At 39.2% G+C, this 24,577-nt stretch carries 21 protein-coding genes; 2 read left to right on the top strand and 19 right to left on the bottom strand.

What is annotated here, in order from left to right:
• Positions 1 to 70: 70 nt before the first annotated feature.
• The 3 genes from parC to AC1Z3K_RS13110 form a co-directional block, all read right to left on the bottom strand.
• Complete coding sequence (gene parC, locus AC1Z3K_RS13120) at positions 71 to 2,542, bottom strand: DNA topoisomerase IV subunit A (protein ID WP_461732952.1); 2,472 nt, start codon at positions 2,540 to 2,542, stop codon at positions 71 to 73.
• Between the two features lie 237 nt (positions 2,543 to 2,779).
• Complete coding sequence (gene parE / locus AC1Z3K_RS13115; RefSeq protein WP_426081462.1) at positions 2,780 to 4,813, bottom strand: DNA topoisomerase IV subunit B; 2,034 nt, start codon at positions 4,811 to 4,813, stop codon at positions 2,780 to 2,782.
• A 288-nt stretch (positions 4,814 to 5,101) separates the two neighbouring features.
• Positions 5,102 to 5,527 carry a CoA-binding protein gene (locus AC1Z3K_RS13110; RefSeq protein WP_461732951.1) on the bottom strand — a complete coding sequence of 142 codons (426 nt, stop codon included), beginning with the start codon at positions 5,525 to 5,527 and terminating at the stop codon, positions 5,102 to 5,104.
• A 204-nt stretch (positions 5,528 to 5,731) separates the two neighbouring features.
• Here AC1Z3K_RS13110 and plsY point away from each other — a divergent pair, with 204 nt between their 5' ends.
• The gene (gene plsY, locus AC1Z3K_RS13105; protein WP_461732950.1) at positions 5,732 to 6,364 is read left to right on the top strand and encodes a glycerol-3-phosphate 1-O-acyltransferase PlsY; all 633 of its coding nucleotides are present in this window, start codon (positions 5,732 to 5,734) and stop codon (positions 6,362 to 6,364) included.
• A gap of 193 nt (positions 6,365 to 6,557) precedes the next feature.
• A complete protein-coding gene (locus tag AC1Z3K_RS13100; protein WP_461732976.1) occupies positions 6,558 to 6,722 on the top strand; it encodes a transposase in 165 nt (54 codons plus the stop codon).
• A gap of 204 nt (positions 6,723 to 6,926) precedes the next feature.
• On the opposite strand, the gene AC1Z3K_RS13095 is transcribed toward AC1Z3K_RS13100, so the two are convergent.
• The 16 genes from AC1Z3K_RS13095 to topA all read right to left on the bottom strand — a co-directional run bounded on the left by AC1Z3K_RS13095 (position 6,927) and on the right by topA (position 24,498).
• A complete protein-coding gene (locus AC1Z3K_RS13095) occupies positions 6,927 to 7,802 on the bottom strand; it encodes an aldose 1-epimerase family protein (RefSeq protein WP_426081458.1) in 876 nt (291 codons plus the stop codon).
• 9 nt (positions 7,803 to 7,811) lie between these two features.
• Positions 7,812 to 8,603: a GTP-sensing pleiotropic transcriptional regulator CodY gene (codY, locus tag AC1Z3K_RS13090; RefSeq protein ID WP_426081456.1), complete on the bottom strand. Its 792-nt coding sequence runs from the start codon at positions 8,601 to 8,603 to the stop codon at positions 7,812 to 7,814.
• 26 nt (positions 8,604 to 8,629) lie between these two features.
• Entirely contained in the window at positions 8,630 to 10,033 is a 1,404-nt protein-coding gene (hslU, locus tag AC1Z3K_RS13085; protein ID WP_426081454.1) for an ATP-dependent protease ATPase subunit HslU, read from the bottom strand.
• 16 nt (positions 10,034 to 10,049) lie between these two features.
• Positions 10,050 to 10,598, bottom strand: coding sequence for an HslVU peptidase proteolytic subunit (hslV, locus tag AC1Z3K_RS13080; protein WP_426081453.1), 549 nt, complete (start codon positions 10,596 to 10,598; stop codon positions 10,050 to 10,052).
• Between the two features lie 278 nt (positions 10,599 to 10,876).
• Positions 10,877 to 11,773 (bottom strand): tyrosine recombinase XerC, encoded by an 897-nt coding sequence (gene xerC, locus AC1Z3K_RS13075; RefSeq protein WP_461732949.1) that lies wholly within the window; start codon positions 11,771 to 11,773, stop codon positions 10,877 to 10,879.
• 206 nt (positions 11,774 to 11,979) lie between these two features.
• A complete protein-coding gene (locus AC1Z3K_RS13070) occupies positions 11,980 to 12,402 on the bottom strand; it encodes a DUF6560 family protein (protein ID WP_461732948.1) in 423 nt (140 codons plus the stop codon).
• A 109-nt stretch (positions 12,403 to 12,511) separates the two neighbouring features.
• A complete protein-coding gene (locus tag AC1Z3K_RS13065) occupies positions 12,512 to 12,979 on the bottom strand; it encodes a hypothetical protein (RefSeq protein ID WP_461732947.1) in 468 nt (155 codons plus the stop codon).
• A gap of 69 nt (positions 12,980 to 13,048) precedes the next feature.
• On the bottom strand, positions 13,049 to 13,525 hold the full coding sequence (locus AC1Z3K_RS13060) for a hypothetical protein (protein WP_461732946.1): 477 nt from the start codon (positions 13,523 to 13,525) through the stop codon (positions 13,049 to 13,051).
• 225 nt (positions 13,526 to 13,750) lie between these two features.
• Positions 13,751 to 14,218 carry a hypothetical protein gene (locus tag AC1Z3K_RS13055; protein WP_426081449.1) on the bottom strand — a complete coding sequence of 156 codons (468 nt, stop codon included), beginning with the start codon at positions 14,216 to 14,218 and terminating at the stop codon, positions 13,751 to 13,753.
• Positions 14,219 to 14,312: 94 nt separating this feature from the next.
• Complete coding sequence (locus AC1Z3K_RS13050) at positions 14,313 to 14,777, bottom strand: hypothetical protein (RefSeq protein WP_426081447.1); 465 nt, start codon at positions 14,775 to 14,777, stop codon at positions 14,313 to 14,315.
• Positions 14,777 to 19,711, bottom strand: a complete 4,935-nt coding sequence (locus AC1Z3K_RS13045) for a DUF6531 domain-containing protein (protein WP_461732945.1) — start codon at positions 19,709 to 19,711, stop codon at positions 14,777 to 14,779. The genes AC1Z3K_RS13050 and AC1Z3K_RS13045 overlap by 1 nt, the downstream gene beginning before the upstream one ends.
• Positions 19,712 to 19,746: 35 nt before the next feature.
• Positions 19,747 to 20,046: a hypothetical protein gene (locus AC1Z3K_RS13040; protein ID WP_461732944.1), complete on the bottom strand. Its 300-nt coding sequence runs from the start codon at positions 20,044 to 20,046 to the stop codon at positions 19,747 to 19,749.
• 17 nt (positions 20,047 to 20,063) lie between these two features.
• On the bottom strand, positions 20,064 to 20,348 hold the full coding sequence (locus tag AC1Z3K_RS13035; protein ID WP_426081438.1) for a hypothetical protein: 285 nt from the start codon (positions 20,346 to 20,348) through the stop codon (positions 20,064 to 20,066).
• A gap of 19 nt (positions 20,349 to 20,367) precedes the next feature.
• The gene (locus tag AC1Z3K_RS13030; protein ID WP_461732943.1) at positions 20,368 to 20,796 is read right to left on the bottom strand and encodes a hypothetical protein; all 429 of its coding nucleotides are present in this window, start codon (positions 20,794 to 20,796) and stop codon (positions 20,368 to 20,370) included.
• A gap of 207 nt (positions 20,797 to 21,003) precedes the next feature.
• Positions 21,004 to 22,314 (bottom strand): FADH(2)-oxidizing methylenetetrahydrofolate--tRNA-(uracil(54)-C(5))-methyltransferase TrmFO, encoded by a 1,311-nt coding sequence (gene trmFO / locus AC1Z3K_RS13025; protein ID WP_461732942.1) that lies wholly within the window; start codon positions 22,312 to 22,314, stop codon positions 21,004 to 21,006.
• A 105-nt stretch (positions 22,315 to 22,419) separates the two neighbouring features.
• Positions 22,420 to 24,498: a type I DNA topoisomerase gene (topA, locus tag AC1Z3K_RS13020; RefSeq protein ID WP_461732941.1), complete on the bottom strand. Its 2,079-nt coding sequence runs from the start codon at positions 24,496 to 24,498 to the stop codon at positions 22,420 to 22,422.
• Positions 24,499 to 24,577: the final 79 nt, after the last annotated feature.

The raw sequence follows: 24,577 nt of genomic DNA, 5'->3' as shown, positions 1-24,577 counted from the left end.
TCTCATCTGTTTCTTTTGTTCTAAAAAACAGGCTCAACTGTACTAACACAGTCGAGCCTGTTTCTATTTTTTATAGAACAGTTTCATCTGGTATTTCCAGACTAACTAATTCATGAACTTCTATGATGCCTGTTTCCTCTTTTTCATTTATGAAAAATGAACCATTTGAAACACGGTCATTAATTGGAGCATCTGCAGAGTTAATCGTCAGACGGTTGCCTTTTTGAGTGAGAATCAACAGCTGCTGATTGGTCTCGGTTGTGCTTTCTCCCATATAAACTACTCTATGAGGATTGCTCTTCAACTCTCTAAGTACCATTAATCCACGTTTCGCACGACCTAGCTGATTTAATTCCTGTGCAAGCATCCGTTTCATACTGCCTCGCTGAGTTAAAATGGTGATAGGCGTATCTCCATTTTTATAAACAAGCAGGCCATTTACTACAAAATCATTTTCTTTCAGATTAATTGATTTCACTCCAGCAGCTTTTGCACCAACAACTGGTACTTCGGACAACGAGTAACGCAAACCAAAGCCGCGATGACTAACCAGGAAAACATCCCAGCCAGAGGGTTCAGCTACTTTGCAGACATTCACCAGCTCATCATCTTCTGACTTCAGTTTCATACAGGAAACCGGACGGCTGCGATACGTGCGCCAAGGTTCAAACTCAGTCATTTTAGTCTGCTTAATCATGCCTTCTTTAGTAATGAAAACAAATGCGGCGTTTTCATCTAGTGTTTTATACGGATAAACAGCAATGATGGATTCATCGATTGCCATTCCCCCAATCGTTTGAGAAATATGTTCGCCGATGTCTTTCCAGCGCAAATCAGATAACTCGTGAATCGGACGGTAAATGACGTTAGCCTTATTCGTAATCAGCAGAATATGATCCAGCGTGTTGACCTCGCCGACGAAGATTGGAAAATCGCCTTCCTTCATCCCCAGCTCTTCTGGTTTAGAAGCAGCATACGAGCGTAAACTACTGCGTTTGATATACCCTTCTTGAGTTACTGAAACAACGACATCTTCTTGTGCAATCAGAACTTCTGTCTCAATCTTAATTTCTTCGATTTCATCTTCAATCTTAGTCAGGCGGTTGGAAGTATATTGTTTTTTCACTTCTCTCAGCTCTTTTTTCATGACAGATAACAAGGTTTTTTCATTATTCAGAATTTCATTTAAGCTCTGAATTTCCTCGTTTAATTCCTTTGCTTCTGCTTCCAGCTGTGTAATATCTGTGTTTGTTAAGCGATACAGCTGTAAGGTGACAATTGCTTCAGCCTGAGCTTCAGAAAATGCATAGGTCTCTACTAGATTATCTTTTGCATTTTTCTTATCTTTACTTCCTCTAATTGTAGCAATTACCTTATCCAGAATAGAAAGGGCTTTTATTAGACCGTCAACAATATGCTGGCGTTTCTTAGCCTTCTCAAGCTCAAAACGGCTGCGATTGGTAATCACTTGCTTTCTATGTGTGATGTAGCTTTCTAAAATGCGCAGCAGACCTACCTGATGCGGCGTCATCTTATCGATTGCAACCATATTGAAGTTATAGTTAATCTGTAGCTCAGTATTTTTGAAAAGGTAGTTAAGAATTCCTTCTGCATTTGCATCTTTTTTTAATTCAACTACCATTTGCAGCCCTGTCCGGTCAGTCTCATCTCTCACTTCAGCAATTCCATCGATTTTTTTACTTAAACGGATTTCATCGATTTTTTTCACCAAAACAGCCTTATTTACCTCATAAGGAATCTCAGAGATGATAATTTGCTGTTTACCACCCTTTATATCTTCAATTCTGGTTTGTGAACGGAGAATTACTTTGCCCTTGCCCGTTTCGTAAGCCTTTTTAATTTCTTCTTTTCCCTGCAAAATTCCCCCAGTAGGAAAATCTGGACCAGGGATATATTCCATAATTTTTGCCAGTGAAGCATTGGGATGGTCAATAAGGTATATTGTTCCATCGATGACTTCCATTAAATTGTGAGGTGGAATCTCAGTTGCATATCCTGCAGAAATCCCAGTTGAACCATTCACAAGCAGATTGGGAAACTTCGCCGGTAAAACAGTTGGTTCCTTTTCTGTATCATCAAAATTCCAAACGAAATCTACGGTTTCTTTCTCAATATCCCGCAGCATTTCTCCACTAAGCTTCGATAAGCGGGCTTCTGTATAACGCATTGCAGCAGGTGGATCGCCATCCATGCTCCCGTTATTCCCATGCATTTCGATAAGAACTTCTCTTAACTTCCAATCCTGGCTCAGGCGCACCATGGCTTCATAAATACTGCTGTCGCCATGAGGATGATAGTTCCCCATAATATTTCCTACTGACTTCGCTGATTTTCTAAAGCCTTTATCAAACGTATTGCCGTCCTTATTCATCGAATACAGGATTCTTCTTTGTACGGGCTTTAGCCCATCTCGAATATCCGGCAATGCACGTTCCTGAATAATATATTTGGAATAGCGGCCAAATCGGTCGCCCATTACTTCTTCAAGAGTCAGTTCCTGAATTTCCTGACGTTCTTCCAAAACCGTCACTCCTTTGCAAGGTTTGAGACTTGGGCATCATTCCTGTCTCTTTCTTTGTTCTATTTTCAACTAAACCAAATGTCAAACTGGTTTTTTTGATGCTAAACATTTTTGGTTCAATTCATTTAATCTGCTGTTAGTTCTTCTTTTACTTCACAGAAGCCATTAAGACAACAGCTCTTCTATCGTCGCTGTAAGTACCCGTTTATCCTTATCTTTAAACAGAAAACCCATCGATTATAAATCTAGTGAAATTTCTTCAAAAACCGGTTCTTCTGATTTCGCTGCTGGCTCAGGCTGTGCTGCAATAGCTGTTTCATCCTCTTGCTTATCAAGGATGCTGCCTTCCTCCTCTAAGGTAAACTGAACATGTTTCTCAATCCACTCACGTCTTGGCGCTACTTTATCCCCCATCAGGGTAGTAACCCGACGTTCCGCTTTGTCATCTTCATCGATTTTCACTCGAATCAAGGTTCTTGTTTCAGGGTTCATCGTTGTTTCCCACAACTGGTCTGCATTCATTTCACCCAGCCCTTTATAACGCTGAAGCATATAACCTTTTCCGATTTTCTTTGTTGCCAATTCTAATTCTTCATCTGTCCAGGCATATTCCATTATTTCTTTTTTTCCAGAACCTTTTGATACTTTATACAATGGCGGTAATGCAATATATACTTTACCAGCTTTAATCAACTGCTTCATATAACGGTAGAAAAATGTTAACAGCAGCACTTGAATATGGGCTCCGTCCGTATCCGCATCGGTCATTATGATTACCTTATCATAGTTGCAGTCTTCAACTGAAAATTCTGCCCCCACACCTGCACCGATGGTGTAAATCATTGTATTAATTTCTTCATTTTTTAGAATATCCTGCATCTTGGCTTTTTCAGTATTTAATACTTTTCCGCGTAGCGGCAGGATCGCCTGAAACTTCCGGTCACGTCCCTGTTTAGCGGAGCCTCCAGCAGAATCTCCCTCCACTAGATACAATTCATTTCTTTTAGGATTGCGGGATTGAGCAGGCGTTAGCTTACCAGAAAGTAGTGATTCTTTTTTCTTTTTCTTACCGTTCCGGCTTTCTTCTCTGGCTTTCCGGGCAGCTTCACGAGCCTCCCGAGCTTTAATTGCCTTACGAATCAACATCTGACTTAGATCGTTGTTCTCCTGAAGATAGAAGACCATCTGCTCGCCTACTGCTGTATCTACGGCATTTCTTGCTAATGGTGTTCCCAGCTTTTCTTTTGTCTGACCTTCAAACTGAAGCAGATTTTCAGGAACTCTGATAGATAAAACAGCTGCTAGGCCTTCACGGAAATCACTACCTTCAAGATTTTTGTCCTTTTCTTTCAAAAGCCCCACCTTGCGGGCGTACTCGTTATACGCTTTCGTCATAGACGTCTTCATTCCCACCTCATGGGTTCCGCCGTCTTTTGTTCGAACATTATTTACAAAGGACAATACGTTCTCTGAAAAACCATCATTATATTGATATGCCAGCTCTACCTCAATACCATCTTTCTCTCCGGAAAAATAGACCACTGGAGTAAGGACATCCTTTTCTTCATTTAGATAGTCAACAAATTCCTTGATTCCTTCTTCATAATGAAAGACTTCTTCCTTTGTTTCCTCTTCTCTTAAATCCTTTAGAACGATTTTAACACCCTTCAAAAGAAACGCTGATTCCCGTAAGCGTCCAGCCAATGTTTCATAAGAGAACTTAATAGTCGAAAAAATCTTTTCATCTGGTAAAAATGTTACAGTCGTTCCATTCTTTTTTCGTGTTTTTCCAATTTTTTTCAAGGTGCCAACTGGCTTTCCGCCATTTTCAAAGCGTTCCATGTACTCGACACCGTCTCGAACAATACGAACCTCCAGCCATTTAGAAAGTGCATTAACCACACTTGCCCCTACGCCGTGAAGTCCGCCAGATGTTTTGTATCCTCCCTGGCCGAATTTTCCGCCGGCATGGAGCACTGTAAATATCACTTGAACAGTCGGGATACCAGATGCATGCATACCAACCGGCATACCACGTCCAGAATCTTCTACTGTCAAGCTATTATCTTTATTAATCGTTACTCTAATTTCATCACCATATCCGGATAATGCTTCATCTACCGCATTATCAACAATTTCATAGACTAAATGGTGTAGTCCTCTACTGTCAGTAGACCCGATGTACATTCCCGGGCGCTTACGAACAGCTTCCAGTCCTTCTAATACTTGGATGGAAGAATCGTTATATTCATTGTTTACTTTTTTCACCAAAGAAAAAACTCCTTATACTTGGATTTCTCGCAGCTTCAGCCACATCATTACAATGATACTCTAAAAGCTCTCAAAAAAAAAGAGCTTTCCTAGGTTGTGCTTAAAAATACCAGTGACGAATTTTTTTAGAAATTTTTCTGTCCCTCTGCTTCAGAAATACTCGCTTATTCCATTATAAGCTATGCTTTCTTTTTGGTTTTCACAAAAAATCTCAAAAATTCGGATTTCACTGTCTTTTTCAGCTACACCTAAATAGGCAGCTCTTTCTTAATAATATACGTAAAGTCATTAAGAAGACATTTTTGCTAGCTCTATTTTAATGCATCGATTCATGATAATATCATTTCGTCCAGCATTTTTCAATAGTTCAGCTGCTTCTTCACTTTCCAAGCCCAATTGTGCCCAGAAAACACCTGCATCTGTTTGCAGAAATTCTTCGGCGACCTCTGGCAGGAATTCACTTCTTCTGAAAACGTCTACGATATCAATTTTTCCCGGAACAGACTGTAAATCCTTATAAACCTTTTCGCCGAGAATCTCCTGCCCCTCAAGAACAGGATTAACTGGAACTACTGTGTACCCTTTATCCTGAAGCAGTTTTGCGATTTGATAACTGGTCCGCTCTTCTTTATTGCTCAAGCCGACAACGGCAATTCGCTTAGTTTCTCTTAAATAAGAGAAAATTTGTTCATCTGACGGATTCTGAAATGTCATGATTGATCCACCTTTCCATTACTTCATCTTTCTCTATTCTATCATTAAATATCAAAAAAATCTGTTTTATACGTTAGATTGACTATGCCGCTACAATCGTCAGTCCTTCCAGTTTTCTGAAAGCCATTAAGAATTCATGATTGTTTGGAAAAATCTTTCATGATAAAATGAAGTCTAGTTTGAATAAAAGAAAGGGGCGTACACATGAAGCTGGTACTATTACTGTTCATCGCCTATTTATTAGGATCTATTCCTTCCGGGGTATGGATCGGGAAATTATTTTTTAATAAAGACATTCGTGAATATGGTAGTGGAGGAACAGGAACAACCAATACCTTTAGGATTTTAGGAAAAAAAGCAGGAATCGTTGTTTTACTAATGGATATTTTAAAAGGAACACTAGCTACTAGTCTGCCAATGATATTTTCGATAGCTGTCAATCCATTAATATTTGGGGTAGCCGCTGTATTAGGACATACCTTTCCGATTTTTGCTAAATTTAAAGGAGGAAAAGCTGTTGCAACCAGTGCAGGGATGATACTAGCCTATAATCCTTTGTTTTTCCTTTATTCTGCAGCAATTTTCGTTATTTCTCTCTTCATTTCCAGTATGGTTAGCGTCACTAGTATGGTCAGTGCGGTATTGATTACCTTATCAACTATCTTTTTACCTTATATTTTTCCACAAATATTACCACAATTTGATTGGCTGCTGACAGCCATTGCTGCTGGCTTGACTATCTTCATTTTCATCCGCCATAAAGACAACATTGGCCGAATCAAGAATGGAACAGAAAACAGAGTGCCTTTCGGGCTTAACGCAAAAAAAGAAAAATAATTATAAAAAAAACCAGAGACAAGCTGCTAAAATAGCTTGTTTCTGGTTTTTTGATACATTCAGCTGCTTATGTCTTATTTTACTGGTTCTAGAATATTTTGTGTTGGTGGAAATTCCTAAAGGAAAACCCACCAGCACTTTTTTGAGTATTCAAACACAAAAACGGATAAAATGAAAGCGGCCAGAACCACAAATTGATGGTTTTACAGAAGGATTGAACAACAAAATGAAAGACATCCAGCGAGCAGCTTATGGGTATCGCAACTGCTATCATTTTCGTTCACGTATTTACCTTGTTCAAGGTCTTTTTTTCTCAAAATTAAAAGGAGATACGCAACCAATAGCTCTGCAGCTATAGAAGCAAAGCATAATGAACTTATAGGCTTAGCTGCACAAATCATTGGCAGCGGTCCTCCTAGTTCTAAAAAGGAACTTGAAACAAAACCAGAATACCTCTGATTTTGTTTCAAGCTCTACAAGTTTATTCGGTTTTTGTCCTACCAACACAATTGTCATGAAACCATTGTCATTGTACTCAGCTGCAAAGTTGCTTATTCAACGATTATTTTACACCAATCGTATAATCTGTTTTAAATAACTTGTTTGCTGCTAAACGATTGATGCCGAATTTATCAATTAGCTGTCCATTGCTTTCCACAGTATCTGCAATTCCGCACCATGGTTCAATACAGACAAACGGTGCTTCAGTAGCATACGGTGACCAAATCCCGACAAAAGGCATATTCGTATAGCTTAAAGAAATTCCTCGCTCGCCTTTGTCGCTTTGGATAATCACCTTGTTTGCTCCAGGTGTTTCAAAAATAAGCGCGTCGTTCACAAACAGTTCCCGACTTAAATCAAAAGCCGCACTTGTCTGTCCCAATGTTTTATTTTCTAAATCAAGATAAGGTCCAGAAAGCGGAATTTGAATACGGTCCTCATTTGGTTCCAAAGAAAAATAGTAGTCGGTTAAATCCAAATCCTTTTCTAAAGGCACATTAAATGCGGGATGTCCCCCGACAGAGAACAGCATTTCTTCTTTCCCCGTGTTCTCTACCTGATAAGAAACCTTGATGCCCTTATCTTCAAGCTCGTAAGTGATAACTAGTTCGAAATCAAATGGATAGACCTTTCTTGTCTCGTCATTGCTTTTTAACGAAAGAGAAACCAGACCATCGCCTTGTTCAAGGACTTCAAAGTCTTTATCTCTTGCAAAACCATGCTGGCCCATCGGATAGACCTTATTCTGATAGGTATACCGATCATCCTTAAGTCGCCCGACAAATGGGAAAAGAACTGGTGCGTGTCTACCCCAGAAGGCAGGATCAGCCTGCCAGATATATTCTGTATTGGTTTCTTTGCTTTGTAAACTCACTAGCTCAGCACCCGCTTCAGCAATTGTCGCTTTCAATTTCTCATTTTCAATGACGATTGTCATATCTCATCCCTACTTCCGCTTTTTATCTAATTCTTTAATGAATTGCTTATTCAAAATCTTTAGGTATGTTCCTTTCATTCCCAGGGAACGTGATTCAATAATACCTGCTGATTCCAGTTTTCTCAGCGCGTTCACAATCACAGAACGAGTAATACCGATTTCATCGGCAATGCTGGATGCCGTCAAGCGGCCTTCTTCTCCATCAAGAGCTTTAAATATTGCCTGGACAGCCTTCAATTCGCTGTAAGACAACGTATTCACTGCCATTTGAACCGCAGTTGCACTGCGAACCTCAGCCTCAATACTACGGGACTGCTGATACAAAATCTGCATACCAACAACCGTTCCGCTGTATTCTGCTAATACTAGATCCTCATCTGTAAAAGAACCTTCCATCTTCGCCAGGATGATTGTTCCCAGCCGCTCGCCGGCACCAAAAATAGGGATGATTGTTGTTAGGCCATTGGGATATTCTGCCCGCAACTCAATAGGAAAGGCCGTCAGATCACTATTGATTTGAATATTTGATTCTGTTTTCTGCAAGACACCTACAGCATCTGTATAGCTTTGAGGAAATTGTTTTTCTTCAAACATATGCTTCACTCGGGCATTGTTCACATCTAGTTTTTCATTGTAGCCCAGCAATTCACCATTGCTGCTGATAATATAGGCGTTACTCACTAAGATATCTCCGAGAATTGTTGCCATTTTACCATAAGGTAAATCAGCCTCCAAATCAAACGTATTCTTCTGTTGAAGCAAGCGGTTAATCTGACGTGTCCGTTCCAATAAAGTTTCCATAATTCTACCCCTTTTCCTGCTTATACTTATAAGATGTAACGACTTAAATCTTCATTTTGCGCAATGTCATTTAGTTTTTCGTTTACGTATGCTTCTGTAATGGTTATTTCCCCCATCTGCATATCAGGAGCTTCAAACAACAGCTCTTCCAGTAAACGTTCTAAAATCGTGTGGAGTCTTCTGGCACCGATATTATCTGTTTCCCGATTTACTGTAAACGCAATATGAGCAATTCGCTCAATCGCCTCCTTAGTAAAGGTTACAGTAACATTCTCTGTGCCAATCAATGCAATATACTGCTTGATTAAAGCGTTGTTCGGTTCCGTTAGGATACGTACAAAATCCTCTGCTGTTAAGTCTTCCAGCTCTACTCTAATAGGAAAACGCCCTTGAAGCTCTGGAATCAAGTCACTCGGCTTCGCCAAATGGAAAGCGCCAGAAGCGATGAATAAAATATGGTCGGTTTGAATGACTCCGTATTTTGTATTCACCTGAGAACCTTCAACTATTGGTAAAATATCTCTTTGAACGCCTTCTCGTGATACTTCACCAGAATTTTGCTGATTCTTTGTTGTGATTTTATCAAACTCATCGATAAAAATAATCCCGCTGGATTCTGCCAGCTTAATCGCTGCACTATGAATATCAGCATCGTTAACAATTTTGGCAGACTCTTCCTTAACTAGAAGCTCCTGTGCTTCCTTAACTGTAACAGTGCGGTCCACTTTTTTCCTCGGAGACAGTGCACCTAAAGTTTCACCCAAATCAATCCCCATCTGTTCCATTCCAGAATTCATCATCGGCATTGTTTTCTTTGGTTCATCAATTTCAATCGTTACTTCACGCTGATCCAGAAGTCCGCGTTCCAACTGATCCAAAACGGTTTTTCGATTGACCTTGATTTCTTCAGTAACCTCTTCCTGTGTTTCTTCAGGCTGTTGTCCCGCGCTAAACATTTTCATCATTTGATCAAACTGATTGCCGCTTGCCTGCTTTTGTTCTTTTTTGATTCCAGGAACCAGCGCTTTAACCAAACGCTCATTGGCTTTTCGCAAAGCTTGTGCGTATACGTTACTATACTGTTGTTTTTCAACAATTTTAATTGCATTTTCGACTAAATCACGAACCATTGATTCCACATCGCGGCCCACATAACCAACCTCAGTGAATTTCGTTGCCTCAACCTTAATAAACGGCGCATTGACAATCGTCGCCAGTCGTCTGGCTATCTCCGTCTTACCTACACCAGTCGGTCCAATCATCAGCAGATTTTTGGGTGTGACATCCTGCTGCATTTTTTCATCCAGCTGCAGCCGACGATAACGGTTTCTAAGAGCTACTGCCACTGATTTTTTAGCATTTGTCTGCCCAACGATATACTCATCCAGCTCTTTCACGATTTCTCTTGGTGTTTTATTTAATTCTTTCATACTATTTATCCCTCATTTATATTTCTTCTACAATAATATTGTGGTTCGTAAATACGCAGATATCCGCAGCAATATTCAGTGCATTTTCTGCAATTTCCTTAGCTGACATCTCTTTGTCTCCATAATGCTTCATTGCTCGAGCAGCAGACAGCGCAAAATTTCCGCCCGAACCGATAGCCAAAATCCCATCATCTGGAGTAATAACTTCTCCTGTTCCGGAAACCAGCAGCATCTCTTTTTTGTTCATTACAATCAGCATTGCCTCCAGCTTTTGCATAGACTGCTGCGTCCGCCATTCCTGAGCCAGCTCAACTGCGGCTCTAGTTAGATTGCCGTTGTATTCATTTAGTTTTCCTTCAAATTTTTCTTCTAAAGTAAAGGCATCCGCCACACTACCGGCAAAACCAACAACAACTTCATCGTTGTAGATTCTACGCACTTTCTTTGCCGTACCTTTCATAACGACAGATTCGCCCATCGTTACCTGACCATCTCCGGCCATCGCAAATTTTCCATCTTTTTCAACAGCACATATGGTTGTTGAATGAAATTGTGATTCTACCATGCTACATCCTCCTGGTTATCGTTACTCATTCATAGTTTTTGATGATTTTATAATTTAATGAATGCAAGATTCTATTTATTCTAATGTTGAAATTATCTGTCGCTCCAAGCTTTTCAAAGACAAATTATTCAGCTTGCTTATACTACAAAAATCAAGTATAACAACGTACATGTTATTTTTATGACAACAAACCTTACGAACGCTTCCTTAGTTACTCTCCGCCTAGTGAACGGCAAAGTATATTTTCATACAAAGAACATATACTATTAAGATTTGCTCTACGCCCGCGGATGAAAATTTCGGTAGTTTTTTTGAAGACTTTCTCTGGTGACATGAGCATAAATTTGTGTAGTCGATAAATTAACATGCCCTAAAAGCTCTTGAACCGTCCGCATGTCCGCTCCATTATTTAACAGATGAGTAGCAAAGGTATGCCGCAGCATATGCGGGTGAATATCCATATTCAGACTACTCTTTTTTATCAGCTGGTTTAAAACATACTCAATCCCTGTTGGTGTAATAGGGTCTCCCCGATGATTCACAAAGATATAGGCGTGCTCCTTACCATATTTCTCCATCAAAGGTTTTCGGCCATTCTCCAGATAAACAGTCAGAGCATCTGCAGCAAAAGAACCAAAAGGAACATATCTGTCCTTATCTCCTTTTCCGGTGATAAATAACGTGCTCATAGGAAAATCCACTCTTTCCAACGTGAGTGACGCACATTCACTAAGTCGAAGCCCAGTGCCATATAAAACTTCCAGCAATGCCAGATTTCTCAATTCCAGCGGTTTGTCTCCCTGTGCTGCTTCAAAAAGCTTGTCCATTTCCTTTTCATAAAAAAAACGAGGCAGCTTCTGCTGTTTTCTTTTCAAATGAACATAGGAAAACGGATTTTCAGTTATTTGTTCATTTTTCAGTAAAAATTGATAAAAGGTTCGTAGGCTGGCAACTTTACGCCCGACAGAATTTCTACTGTACTCTTCATCGTACAAAACACCTAAATAAGTACGTACATCCAAATGATCTATTGAAAGATAATCCTCATTTCCGGATTCCTTTAGAAATGCCAGAAAATGAGTTAAATCATTCTCATAAGCAATTTTTGTCTTATCAGAATATCCTTTCTCAACTAGTAAATAATTGAAAAATAATTCAATCCACTTCTTATCCATGAAACCCCCTCCAGCAATTACACTGTAACTTTAGCATAACCAAAATTAAAAAACAAATGAATTGTCAGAATTTAATCAATATTTCTAAATTTGTTCACAATTCATAATTTTTTCTAACGTTAGCAGGTTCTTCTTGCCAAAATAAAGAACCCCGAAACATTGTTCAGGGCTCTAAGGAAAGCTGTTTATTCATGATATTATAACAGCTATTCCTGATAGCTAATTTTTATTTGCCGTTTTTTTATGTCTTCAAGAAATTGCTCTCGATTAACGGTTAGACGATCAATAGTAACCATCTTTTTTCCATTAGATAAGAGACTAAGCTCATGTTTTAGTCCCATAGAAGCATAGTCAATATCTGCAAATGTCAGTCGGCGTTCCTTCTTTACAGAGTATCTTATCGTGATTTCTTCATTTTTCACATAGATGCGCCATCTTTTGGCTGCAAGCATACCAACAAAACCTATTAAGGCAAAAATTAAAAAGAAATACAGATGCCCATAGGTAGCACTTTGATTTCCAAATAGTTTAACTAGTAAGAAAAGGATAAAAAATCCTAATCCACAATAAATCATCATTTTCAATACAAGTATTAATCCATAAGGAATTGTCAATTCATAAGAACGCATGCTTTCACTCCAATTTTTATGGTTTTCGTTTATTTATTTACTACATCTTTTGTTCCATTAAAAAATAACTAAAAACTATCAAAATAACAATGCTTGTGATAGTTTCTGACTATTCATGCTTCAAAAGTGTCCCTCTTTTAAGATGAGGCAAATAAATAACTTTTAAATTATCTCCTTTTTCAATTGACTTAGCAGAATAAAATCTTAGTCGAATTGTTTGATTTGTTTGCTCGTCTTTGATTGTAACAATTTTTGGGAATTTTCTATCACTTGTTCCAGCAGAATTTAATGCGATACCCTCAACTATCTGGTATTTTCCAGTTAAAATATTAGGGAAATCAAAAATTCCAGGAATTATAAATTCTACAAACATCACAGTCATCCAAATAAGAAATAAAATCTTTATTATCATATTTGTTTTCTTTTCATATTTCTTCATGAACTTCTGCTTGGCAGGTATCGCATCCTTATAACTGATAAAGTATTCATTTTTAATTATTTTCATGCATCCTTTAACACTAATTATTATAAAAGTAACAATCAATCCATATATAATTAGTAAATAACCAATACTCATTCAATAACCCCTGTTTTATAAAATATTTTTTGCTCTACCTGTCTCAAGATGTGATAAACACGAATTAAATTACTCCCCATATTGTTGCTTGTAACTATCAGGCAAATCCTTCCAAAGCTCAGCTGGTATACGATTACTATCGATTATTTCATCAGCAAAGGTATGTTTGGTCCAACTATCTCCTTCATTCGTCCAATAAAAAAGACCTAAACCACCACTATATACCCAAACGATATCTTCATTATCTCCCCAAGAAAGAATAAAACGATCTCGCTTTCTAAAATAATCATTTGCTTCATAAGTCGTTGTATCTCCGCTCCCTTTTTCCCACACATTAAACGAATAACCAGGTACTTCAGCCTCATCTTCTGTATTTACTTGAAGCAGCTCATATTTCCCGGAAGGAGAACTATTGACAGAAAAGACTTCCTCACTTCTTGAATCTTGTGCAGGATTGAAAAGATACAAAACCACTAAAAAATAACCAGCTGTCAACAACCCAATAACACCTAAGGTCCCAAGAGCTATTTTAATTATAGTTTTCATTTGCGCTCCTTTTCCAGCTTCGATTTGCTTACTAATATCAATGTTAATATCGTTGAAGGAACGTCATCATCATAAAAATTGCTAAGAATATGGACATCTTCTACTCTATAATACATCTGAAATCAAAAGCTCAAATTGATAGTAGTTAATCAAAAACATTGTTTTCTAGTAAAAAGAAGAACAAACAATCTACTAATCTGTTCTTCTTTTAGTTCATCTTTACCTTTAGTCTTCAGAATTTTGATAAGCTCCTATATGAGAATTGGGATAATAATAGAGTTCTAAAAAATCCCCTTTATGAATTGTTTTATCTCCATAAAAGCTAACATGGATAATTTCTCCAGTTTTATCATCTTTAATTTTTATTGCACGTACTTTATTTGTCTCTTTTCCGGTGGATTGATTAACTGCTGGTCCTGAAATAGCGATGTATTTCTTTTCTAAAACATAAGGCAAATCCTTAATTAGATTCACACCACCAGAAAGAACAACTAAACATAAAACTAAAAAGACAAGATATACCCCTGTTGTCATTATTCGGCCATATTTACTGACAAAATCTTTCGTTGAAGAAACTGCCCTTTCAGGAGTAAATAACACCCCACCTCTAAAATATTTTACTGATAGAAAAATCAATACGATAAATGTTGCTATTGTAACCACAAAATTACGATAATATAGATAATTATTCATTATTTTTCCTTTTTTTATCCTAGGCACTTGATATATTCTTTTAATAGTTTGTATTTACCGAATATTTTTCGTATACCTTAGCAATCGAGAATTCTTATTCACTTTTTTTATGGGTTAATATTTTACCATAATAAGTATCTCCAGATTTTTGATAAGTAAGATGCTGAATTTTTACATAATCCCCCTTTTTCATGCGATTCGAATACAAAATAATCTTTATTTCCTCACCATTTACTGTTTTTACAACTATCTTCTTTCTTGAAGGAGAAGCACCATAATTTGCATCCTTTAATAGTCTGCCTTCTACTTCTGGCAAATTTCCTGTAACAATATTCGGAATATCTCGTGCTACAGGAATAATTAGCGTCCACCATATATATGGGGAAAGAAATAAAAGTGCTAATTTCAGAAAAATATTAAGTTTGTGCATATTCTTTTTCTGTTGTTCTGTTGCCTTTTTCGTTGGATATAGCAGTTCTTTTCTTTGAGCTATTTTAATGTATCCTGATATAAATAATATTGAGAAGAAAAGTGAACTTAGTACAGATAGAATTATCATTATTCTAGACACTCCTCACTTTGCTCGTTCATTCTTTTAATTATTGATTCCTTTAGGTATTCGTATATATCCCCTACTGCTGAGTTACTAATTTCTTCTTGTAAACCATCTATAAAGTTGCCCAGTAATCCTTTAAAAATTGTTTTCCAGCTCATTTTGTGTCCGTGGTTAATCATTCTTGTAATACCACTTTTAAAAACAGCTACCATACTATTTCTTCCTTTGTTTATGCCGCTAATTTCTAACAAATATTTACTAGGAATAATCTTATCAAAGACACCTCCGAGTATCCCACCTATTCCACCAGAAATAAGTGAACTCTCAAAAATATCAGAGGAGCTATAGTCTGTGCCTTCATATTTGTTAGATACTAGCATAGAAGTAGCATTACTAGATATACCACCTACAACACCAGCTGTAATAGCAGTTACTGTTGTACTTGCAGCAAATAATATAGGAGCAGCTACAGTGGTTGCCCCAGCAAGTGCTCCACCAGTAACTGCTCCTATATAAGCAGATGGTTTTGACCACTCTAGTTTTTCACCTTTAACAACATTGTCTACATTTTTCACTACATCTACTGCAAGTTGAGATACTCCTCCAACAACTCCTCCAACAAGTGCTCCTATTCCAACGGCAGCTAAGAATCCTAAATTTCCATCTCTATCCACATATTTCATTGGTTGGTTCCAAACATACACATATGGATTTAATGTTTGAGGGGTCTCTGCAAATCCCTTAATATTATCCTCACTAATAAACCGCCCTTGCTCTTGATTATAATACCTCGCCTGTGCATAGTTCAGTCCGCTGATTTCATCCTGCTGATAACCAGTAAAACCAAAGACACCCGCTTGGCTTTGCTGCGCTACCCCAAACTCGTCATAGGCAAACAGCTCTTGGCTGCCACCAGCTGTCAATTGACGTAACGGACTGCCTAGCTCATCCAGCAGAAACTGCTCTTCCCCATCCATTGCCAATAATTGATTATCCCATAAATAGCTTTCTGTGTCTTCATTGACTTTTCGTTCCAATAGATTGTTGTAAGGCTTTGTCAAATCCAACACATACTGAATTTGCTTCAACGGCTCATCTGCTTTTACAATTGTCTGTCCTACACGATTCCGCAGTCCATTATAGTCATACGTGGCTTCTCCAACCGTTGGTTGAATGACCTTCGTCATCATATTTGTTGCATCGAACTCAAAAGATTTATGCAGGTGGTTATCTAATAATTCTTCCACTAGATTTCCCCGCTTATCATAACGCATAGTGCGACTTTGATTTGGCTGTTCTTGGTGTATCAATTGATTTAACGCATTGTACGTATAGTGTGTCGTTTGGTCTTTTTCACTTTTAGCAATGCGGTTGCCAAAGGCATCATACGTATATCTTCTGAGAGAATCTCCGTCTTTTTGAACCTCTGTCAATCGCTGTAAGGGGTCATAGTGATACAGGAACTGACCACTTTCCTCTAACAGTCCTTTTCTCTGCTTCTCAATGTGAGTTTTATTCCCTGCTTCATTGTAGTGATACTGATAATGCTCTAATACCTCGCCATGCTGCTGATGAACCAGCTCGGTCAATTGATACGCTGCATCATACTGATAAGAAGACGTAAGCCCAGCCGGCTGCTGCTTCTCAATCAGCTGACCACGTTCATTGTACCGATACGTATATTCTTGCTGGTCACTGCGTAATCTTGTTAGCTTACTTGAAGAATCATAGGTATAGGCGGCTTCTTTGCCGTCCGGATAGATAAGCTTGGTTCGATTCCCTAATGCGTCCCATTCATAGCGAAGCTGTTGGTCATCCGGGGTGGTCAGTTGTAAAATTCGGCCTAACGCATCCAGTTCCATCGTTGTTTTGCCCAGCCAGTCCTGCACTGCTACTAACTGCCGCAATTCATTGTATTGAAGCTGCACCTCTTTGCCGTCATCATAACGAATGGCGTTCATGCGTCCTGTCTCTGTGTAGGAAAGACGTGTATGGAACCCGTCCTTGTCAATCTTTTCAATTAAATGATTCTCTTCATCATAACGATAGCTTTCTTCGTTGCCGAGCGCATCAATAACTTGTGTCACATTCCCTAGAAGATCATAGTGATACATAGTTCTGCGATTCAATTGTTGAGCTTCTGTATAGTCTTTATCAATAGTCGGCTGTTCCATCTGAATCAGATTTCCTACTTCATCATAAGAATAGCTGGTAACATTTCCTAATGCATCCCTAACCTGTGCTAGCTCTCCCGTAGGAAGATAATCGTACTCAGTAATGGCTCCTGTCTCATCCTGAAACAGAACAACTCTGCCAGCTTCATCATAGCTGAATTTCTTCGTATGCCCAAGCGGGTTTGTAATAGCTGTTATTTGATTGAGTCGATCATAGCTGTAGTGGGTTGGACCTTGCATTCCTACTTGTTTTTCTATGACATTTTCATTGTTGTCATAGGTATACTGAATCGTCTCTCCCGCCGGGTACTGAACGGTTTTCAGCTTCCCACCTGGATAATAGTCGTAGGTCGTCACTCCACCGTTCGGATCCTCGACGGCTGCCACTTTTCCTAATGCGGTATACGTAAACCGCGTCTTGTGTCCTAATGGGTTCACTTGTTCCACTAGCTGTCCTATAGCATCATAACGAAAAGCGGTTGTCTGCCCTTTACTATCCATAATTGACGCGATTTTCCCAGAACGATCATACGTGTAGCGTGTTTCATGACCCGATGCATCGACTACTTTAGTTGGGCGATTTAATGCATCATAACGAAAGCTTCTTGTAGATTGACTAGGTCCAACAATTTCCAACGGATTACCCACTGCATCATAAGTAACCATAGTACTATGCCCGAGAGCATTAGTTGTTTTCACCAGCTGATTCAGTTGATTATATTGAAAAAGTGTTTCAGCCCCATTGGGCTGTCTAATCTTAGAAATATTCCACATCAAATCATACTCAAGCTCCGTTATTCCGCCACGTGAGTTGACAACTTTTTCAATTTTTCCTAAATTATTATATTCCTGTATAGTGAGTGTACCGTCAAAATCTTTTATCTGTGTGATTTTGTTGATTTCATTATAGGTGTATTCTCTAGTGGCTCCAGCGGCATTGGTAATCGTTAACAGATTTCCTTGCTCATCATAGCTATACTGGCTGTCATTTCCGTTCGGATCAGTGGTTTGGATGACTTGATTGCGTTCATCGTACACATAATGTGCCAGACTGCCATTCGGTTGCCCAATAGTCTGGATATTCCCTCGTTCATCGTAGGTAAAGGTTAACTGACTGCCATCTGGCTGTCGTACTTCAATCGGTCGTTTCTGCTCATCGTAACGGATACTGGAGGTATGATTTAACGGATTTTTTACCTCGACCAGTTGGTTGTCTTCATAGCAGAAGCGGAATGTTCCGCCATTCGCTTGTCTGATTTGGATTGGATGGTTCTGTTCATCGTACGTAAGGGTGACCGTTTCGCCCAAAGCGTTGGTGATATTCGTTTGATTGCCTCGTTCGTCATAACTGTATTGCGTCTTGTTCCCCCGCTTATCCGTAAAGGCTACTAACTGATTCTGTCCGTTATAGACACTGACTTCTTCCCCATCTGCATAAACCGCTCGAGTGTTTCGATACTGCTTATCCCGATAATAGGTGACTTGGTTGCCGTTTTGTTCTGTCACAGTAATGGTTTTCTGTTCATCCTCATACGCATACGTCATCACGCCCCCGTCAGGAAAGACCTGTCGAGTGGTTCGTCCCAGATAATCGTACGTATTTTGAACCAAGTCAATTCCCCGCGGGTTCGTCAGCGTGAGCAACTCCTTCTTATCATTGTACTGATAACGCAGAGTCTCTTTCGTCACACCGGTTACTTTAATTAAACAGTTATTGGCATAGGAAAACTGAAGCTTCCGATTCGTTTGGTCCTTCACCATACTCAAATAGCCGTCTGGATGATAGCGAAAACGCAGATATCCTGACAAGCTGCTGACTTTTTTCAGTTGGTTTTGGCTGTTGTAGGATAGAAGGATTTTCTGACCATTCTCCATCTCTTTTTGAATCCATTGTCCTTGTAGGTTAAACGAATAGACCGTTTGGTCTTCTAACGTTAACTGATAGCCTGCCGCTGTCTTCACTAATTGATGGGCAGGAAACATGGGAGCGACGTAGTGATTTTCTTCCCGTTCCTCATAAAAGACCGCATTGCCATCTTCCATCATGACTTTGAGCTGACCTTCTTTTTTCTTCGGATACAGCTGTACTTCGAAGCTATGTACCCAATGTTCTCCTAACGCCCCACGATACTCATCCATAGCATTATACGTGCGCTTGAATACTAAGGGTACCTCGCCGTGAACAGTCAGGTCTTCTTTATCTGCACTGAAATTACCTGTGGTTAAGTTTACTGGATCTTTACTGTAATAAGCACTGACCACCGCCAACCCTTTCGATGTGTCTAATACGCGCTGCAGCGTCTTATCAATATCTGACATGCGCATGCCGTTTTGCATCCGCATTTTAGAGAGTGATTTTTTAAAAGAATTCACATCCTGAGCAGTAAAGCCGCCCTTGATAAAGGACTGGTATTCTTTAAATAGACTAGCCAGCTGATCTGCGGCACTTTGTAAATCATTCACATTAGCAGCTGCTGCCTGATCCAAAGCAGGCAGGTCATTCTGCAGTTTTTCTACATCACGCGTTAACTTATCCAGCAGCTCCTGAAATTCGTCCTTTTCCAATTTCAAACCGGAAATACTTCCAGAGAGCTGACTGCTTTTTGCCTCAGAAGGAACTTGGCCAAGTAAAGACTGAAGGCCTTTAGCCTTACTTTCTGCTTCTGTACTAAATTCTTTGGCCGCCTGAAACAATTGCTCATAGGCCGTTTTTAACTCTGCGATAGCAGATAATAAAAATACGCGATCTTTTCCAACACTCATACTTGATTCTCCTACTCTTTTTATTTTTCGTCCTTTTACGACACAATCTGATCTCTACTCCGTGATAGTTTCTGGTCTTGTTCCTCGTACACATCGACTGCATTCAACAAGGATTGACACACCTCATTAAAAAAAGCTTCAGAAGCGGTTACAATCGCTTCTTCAGATTGAAATTGCTGTTTTAAAGCATCTACAAAGGCTCCTTCAGATTCTTGTAATATGCCGTTCATTTGACTCATACTACTTTTAGCACTTTGTAAACTTCCACTTATCTGTGCCTGAATTCCTTGTATCTCACTTCTAGCCTGGCTATGGTTAATATTAATCTTACCCATTGATTGTTTGCCTCCTTTTAGCAGCTTGTATCTACATTGATAATTACGGTTTCATATTCTTGAATCACCGTTTTGGTTTGGGTAAATAGTTCCTTTAGTCGGGCAATCACATCCGAACTAACCCCTTCCATTAATCCATCAATTTTCGGGGTTAATGCATCTGTATTTAATGCTCCTGCACTCAAACTCTTGGTAAGCTCAATAATTTTTTCATAGGCGTCAAGCAACTCTTGATGGCTTCGTTCTAAATCGGCTGCCACCTGTGTGAATTCCTGATCAATTACGGCAATTTTTCCACTCATTTTTTTCTTCTCCTTTGTTCTATAAGCTGGCCAGCTGACTCATGATACCTGATAAAATACCCTCTTGCGTCTGTTGGTAATTGGAAAGTTTACTGATCTGATCACTAATTCCTTCGATAACCTTTTCAACCTTTTTAATATTTTCTTCTAAGGTAGTCACGCCTTCTGGTAGTCTAGAGGCCTGCATCTCAGCAATCACTCCCTCAAATACTTTGGAGACACGTACCTCTTTCGCAATTTGACTAGATAAAGCACTATTTTTTTTCGCTGTTATTTGAGTCACGTCACTGGTTAGCTCGCTTTGTTTTGCTTGAAAACTAGCTTTTAACTCAGATGCTTGATTAATTTTCTTACGTACTTTTACCGCCCGTTCATTCAACTCGCGCCGTTTTCGTTCCTTGGCAGCTCGTTTGGCTCTTTCCAACGCTTCCTTTTCTTTATCACTCATTTTCTGTGCTCCTTCCTCACTACAATATTTCTTTTTATACAATATAGTTTACCACAATAAACAAAAATTTTTTTCAATTTTTTCTTAAAACTAAACATTTTTTGGTAAAAGTAACAATAACATGCTATTTGATTCTTTAAATTAATAACGAAAAAAAGACAAAGAATGCTTTTTATAACATTCTTTGTCTCTCGCTCTATTTTCTGTTTATCGTTTTAACTCTTCAATCATTTCTTTTTGCACAGATAAGGCTCTTTGAGCAAGAGCTTCATAGCGTTCCTTTTTATCTTTAATACGTGCAGGCAGCTCTGGAAACAGACCAAAGTTGGCGTTCATCGGTTGAAAGTGTTTACCTTCTGCATGGGTGATGTAATATGCCATACTCCCCATCGCTGTTTCTCTTGGAAAAATAACCGGCTCAGCTTCTTTCGCTAGACGCGCAGCATTGATGCCGGCAAGAAGACCACTGGCCGCACTCTCTACATAACCTTCTACTCCAGTCATTTGTCCTGCAAAGAACAAATCAGAACGTTTCTTTGTTTGATAGGTTGGCTCTAGTAATTCAGGAGAATTCATAAAACTATTTCGATGCATCACACCATAACGGACAAATTCAGCATTTTCCAACCCTGGAATCATTTGGAAAACACGCTTTTGTTCGCCCCATTTTAGATGTGTCTGAAATCCAACGATATTATAAAGTGAAGCAGCTGCATTATCCTGTCTCAGCTGAATTACTGCATAAGGACGTTTCCCTGTTTTAGGATCTTCCAGCCCAACAGGCTTCATTGGACCAAAAAGCATCGTTTTAATCCCACGTTTAGCCATTACTTCAATTGGCATACAGCCTTCAAAAAACTTCTCTTTTTCAAAGGTTTTCAGCGGAACTACTTCTGCTTCAACTAATGCCTGATGAAACTGATTAAATTCTTCTTTAGTCATCGGACAATTTAAATAGGCTGCTTCTCCCTTGTCGTACCGGGATTTTAAATAGACCTTATCCATATCAATCGTTGACTGATCAATAATTGGCGCCGCAGCATCGTAAAAATAAAAGCCTTCAGAACCATTAAATTCTTTAATTTTATCTGAAAGTCCTTCTGAAGTTAGCGGACCTGTTGCAATAATTGTAATCCCTTCAGGAATATCCGTAATTTCTTCATTTTTAACCGTAATCAGCGGATGATTCTTGATTCGCTCTGTGATTAACTTTGAAAAATTATCACGATCCACAGCTAGTGCTCCTCCTGCCGGCACAGCAGTTTCATCAGCTGAATGGATAATCACTGAGTCCAGCTGACGCATTTCTTCCTTCAAAACACCGACAGCATTTGTCAGGTTGTTCCCTCTCAAAGAATTAGAACATACTAGTTCGGCGAAGTCTTCTGTTTGATGGGCAGGAGTATTCTTTACAGGGCGCATCTCATAAAGCGTTACCGGAACGCCAGCCTGAGCGACTTGCCAAGCTGCCTCACTTCCTGCAAGACCTGCGCCAATCACCGTTACTGTTTTAGTCATTTATATCCTCTTTTCTTCAAAAATGAGTGAGACAGTGCTAGCCTCACTCATTGATATATAGTTTATTTCTATCTTGAAACAACAGCTGAATCTGCTGCTAAGCGGCTATTTCTGAACATTTTCTTCATAATCGCCATTAATACAAACCACTTGCTTTCCGCCTTTAACCTTCTTCTCAACGAGATACTGATCACATTTTGGGCAGTTTCTGCCAATTGGTTTATCCCATGATGTAAAGTCACAATCAGGATAGCGGCTGCAGCCATAGAACAGACGGTTCTTTTTCGATTTGCGTTCAATTACTTGACCTTCATGACAGACTGGACACACTACACCGATTTCCTTCACAATTGGCTTAGTATTTCGACAATCCGGAAAGTTGCTGCAGGCATAGAATTTTCCATAACGTCCTAACTTGATGACCATCGGATGACCACATACATCACAATCAAAACCAGCTGGTTCATCTTTGATTTGGATTTTTTCAATTTTTTCCTCTGCAGTTGCCAATTCTTTTTCAAAAGGTTTATAAAATTGATCAATTATCTTGATCCACTCTTCTTTTCCTTCTTCAATGTTATCCAAATCCTCTTCCATTGACGCAGTGAAATGAACGTCCACAATTTTAGGGAAGAACTCAACGATTAGCGAATTAACAATTTCACCAAGCTCTGTTGGTTCAAAGCGCTTATTCGTTAGCTTCACATAATAGCGCCGTTGAATCGTTTCCAGCGTTGGTGCATAAGTAGAAGGGCGACCTACACCGTTTTCCTCCAGCGTACGGATTAATGTCGCTTCGCTGAAACGTGCCGGCGGTTGTGTGAAGTGTTGTTTTGGTTCGATATCTACAGACTGGACTTTTTCTCCTGCTGTCATATCAGGAAGAATATTTTCTTTGTCTTCCTTCCCATCATCACGACCTTCAACGTACACCTGCATAAAACCTTTAAATTTCACCTTGGAACCATTTGCTATGAAAATCACGCCATTTTGCTCAAGGGTAACCTTCATAGTATCCAGGACAGCCGGTGTCATTTGACTGGCAACCATTCTTGACCAAATTAGCGTGTAAAGCTTCAGCTGATCCTTATCAAGATACTGTTTAATCTCATCAGGTGTTCTTAACACGCTGGATGGGCGGATTGCTTCATGGGCATCCTGTGCTCCCTGTGCATTTTTCGCTTTGCGTCCGCCGTGAGCAGAGTATTCTTTACCATAAGTTTCTTCAATGTATGATGCAGCTTCAATTTTCGCTGAATCCGCCAGTCGAGTGGAGTCTGTACGCATGTAAGTAATGAGACCCACAGTTCCTTGCTTGCCTAGTGCAATCCCTTCATACAGCTGTTGAGCAACCATCATGGTTTTTCTAGTACGAAAATTCAATTTTCTGGCAGCTTCCTGTTGTAGGCTACTAGTTGTAAACGGCAACGCAGGGTTGCGTTTTCGCTCTTTCTTCTCAACCTTTGTAATATCATAATCTTTACCTTTGATACGACTGGTCACTTCTTTTACTGCTTCCGGATTCGGCAGTTTTTTCTTTTTGCCGTCTAATCCCCAAAAGTTCGCTTTAAACTTCTTTTTCCCTTTTTGGAAATTCCCGTCAATACTCCAGTATTCTTCTGGAACAAATTTTCTAATTTCCTGTTCACGGTCTATAATAATTTTCAAAGCAACAGACTGTACTCGACCTGCGCTAAGTCCTTTTTTCACTTTACGCCAAAGAATCGGACTGATAGAATAGCCAACGATGCGATCCAATACGCGGCGTGCCTGCTGGGCATCCACTAAATCAACGTCAATTGCCCGTGGTTCTTTGAAGGCTGCCTTAACAGCTTCTTTAGTGATTTCGTTAAATACGACCCGGTTTTTATCATTAATATCCAAATTTAATAAGTGAGATAGATGCCAGGCAATAGCTTCTCCCTCTCTATCCGGATCGGCTGCAAGATAAACTTTATCTGCTTTTTTTGCGGCTGCTTTAAGTCCTTTAATCACATCGCCTTTTCCGCGAATTGAGATGTAATGCGGTTCATAATTATTTTCAAAATCGATACCCATTTTACTTTTTGGCAAATCACGAATATGCCCAACACTGGCAACGACTTTATAGTTTCTTCCTAAATATTTTTCAATCGTTTTGGCTTTTGCTGGTGATTCTACAATAACTAAGTATTTATACGCCATTAAACGTGCGGCTCCTTTCAGATTTCCTGTTCCTACTATTATATACAGTGAAAATATACAGTGAAAAACTTACAAATCG

The organism is Enterococcus sp. LJL128, assembly GCF_056924295.1.
This window is presented reverse-complemented; position numbering and strand designations above follow the sequence as displayed.

Bases quoted from the DNA above. Each gene is read 5' to 3' on its own strand.
- codY (WP_426081456.1), bottom strand. From the start codon at position 8,603: ATGGAAACTTTATTGGAACGGACACGTCAGATTAACCGCTTGCTTCAA.
- AC1Z3K_RS13065 (WP_461732947.1), bottom strand. From the start codon at position 12,979: ATGAGTATTGGTTATTTACTAATTATATATGGATTGATTGTTACTTTT.
- AC1Z3K_RS13060 (WP_461732946.1), bottom strand. From the start codon at position 13,525: ATGAAAACTATAATTAAAATAGCTCTTGGGACCTTAGGTGTTATTGGG.
- AC1Z3K_RS13030 (WP_461732943.1), bottom strand. From the start codon at position 20,796: ATGAGTGATAAAGAAAAGGAAGCGTTGGAAAGAGCCAAACGAGCTGCC.
- AC1Z3K_RS13050 (WP_426081447.1), bottom strand. From the start codon at position 14,777: ATGATAATTCTATCTGTACTAAGTTCACTTTTCTTCTCAATATTATTT.
- topA (WP_461732941.1), bottom strand. From the start codon at position 24,498: ATGGCGTATAAATACTTAGTTATTGTAGAATCACCAGCAAAAGCCAAA.
- trmFO (WP_461732942.1), bottom strand. From the start codon at position 22,314: ATGACTAAAACAGTAACGGTGATTGGCGCAGGTCTTGCAGGAAGTGAG.
- AC1Z3K_RS13045 (WP_461732945.1), bottom strand. From the start codon at position 19,711: ATGAGTGTTGGAAAAGATCGCGTATTTTTATTATCTGCTATCGCAGAG.
- AC1Z3K_RS13055 (WP_426081449.1), bottom strand. From the start codon at position 14,218: ATGAATAATTATCTATATTATCGTAATTTTGTGGTTACAATAGCAACA.
- AC1Z3K_RS13040 (WP_461732944.1), bottom strand. From the start codon at position 20,046: ATGGGTAAGATTAATATTAACCATAGCCAGGCTAGAAGTGAGATACAA.
- hslU (WP_426081454.1), bottom strand. From the start codon at position 10,033: ATGAAAGAATTAAATAAAACACCAAGAGAAATCGTGAAAGAGCTGGAT.
- hslV (WP_426081453.1), bottom strand. From the start codon at position 10,598: ATGGTAGAATCACAATTTCATTCAACAACCATATGTGCTGTTGAAAAA.
- AC1Z3K_RS13035 (WP_426081438.1), bottom strand. From the start codon at position 20,348: ATGAGTGGAAAAATTGCCGTAATTGATCAGGAATTCACACAGGTGGCA.
- AC1Z3K_RS13110 (WP_461732951.1), bottom strand. From the start codon at position 5,527: ATGACATTTCAGAATCCGTCAGATGAACAAATTTTCTCTTATTTAAGA.
- xerC (WP_461732949.1), bottom strand. From the start codon at position 11,773: ATGGATAAGAAGTGGATTGAATTATTTTTCAATTATTTACTAGTTGAG.
- AC1Z3K_RS13095 (WP_426081458.1), bottom strand. From the start codon at position 7,802: ATGACAATCGTCATTGAAAATGAGAAATTGAAAGCGACAATTGCTGAA.
- AC1Z3K_RS13070 (WP_461732948.1), bottom strand. From the start codon at position 12,402: ATGCGTTCTTATGAATTGACAATTCCTTATGGATTAATACTTGTATTG.
- plsY (WP_461732950.1), top strand. From the start codon at position 5,732: ATGAAGCTGGTACTATTACTGTTCATCGCCTATTTATTAGGATCTATT.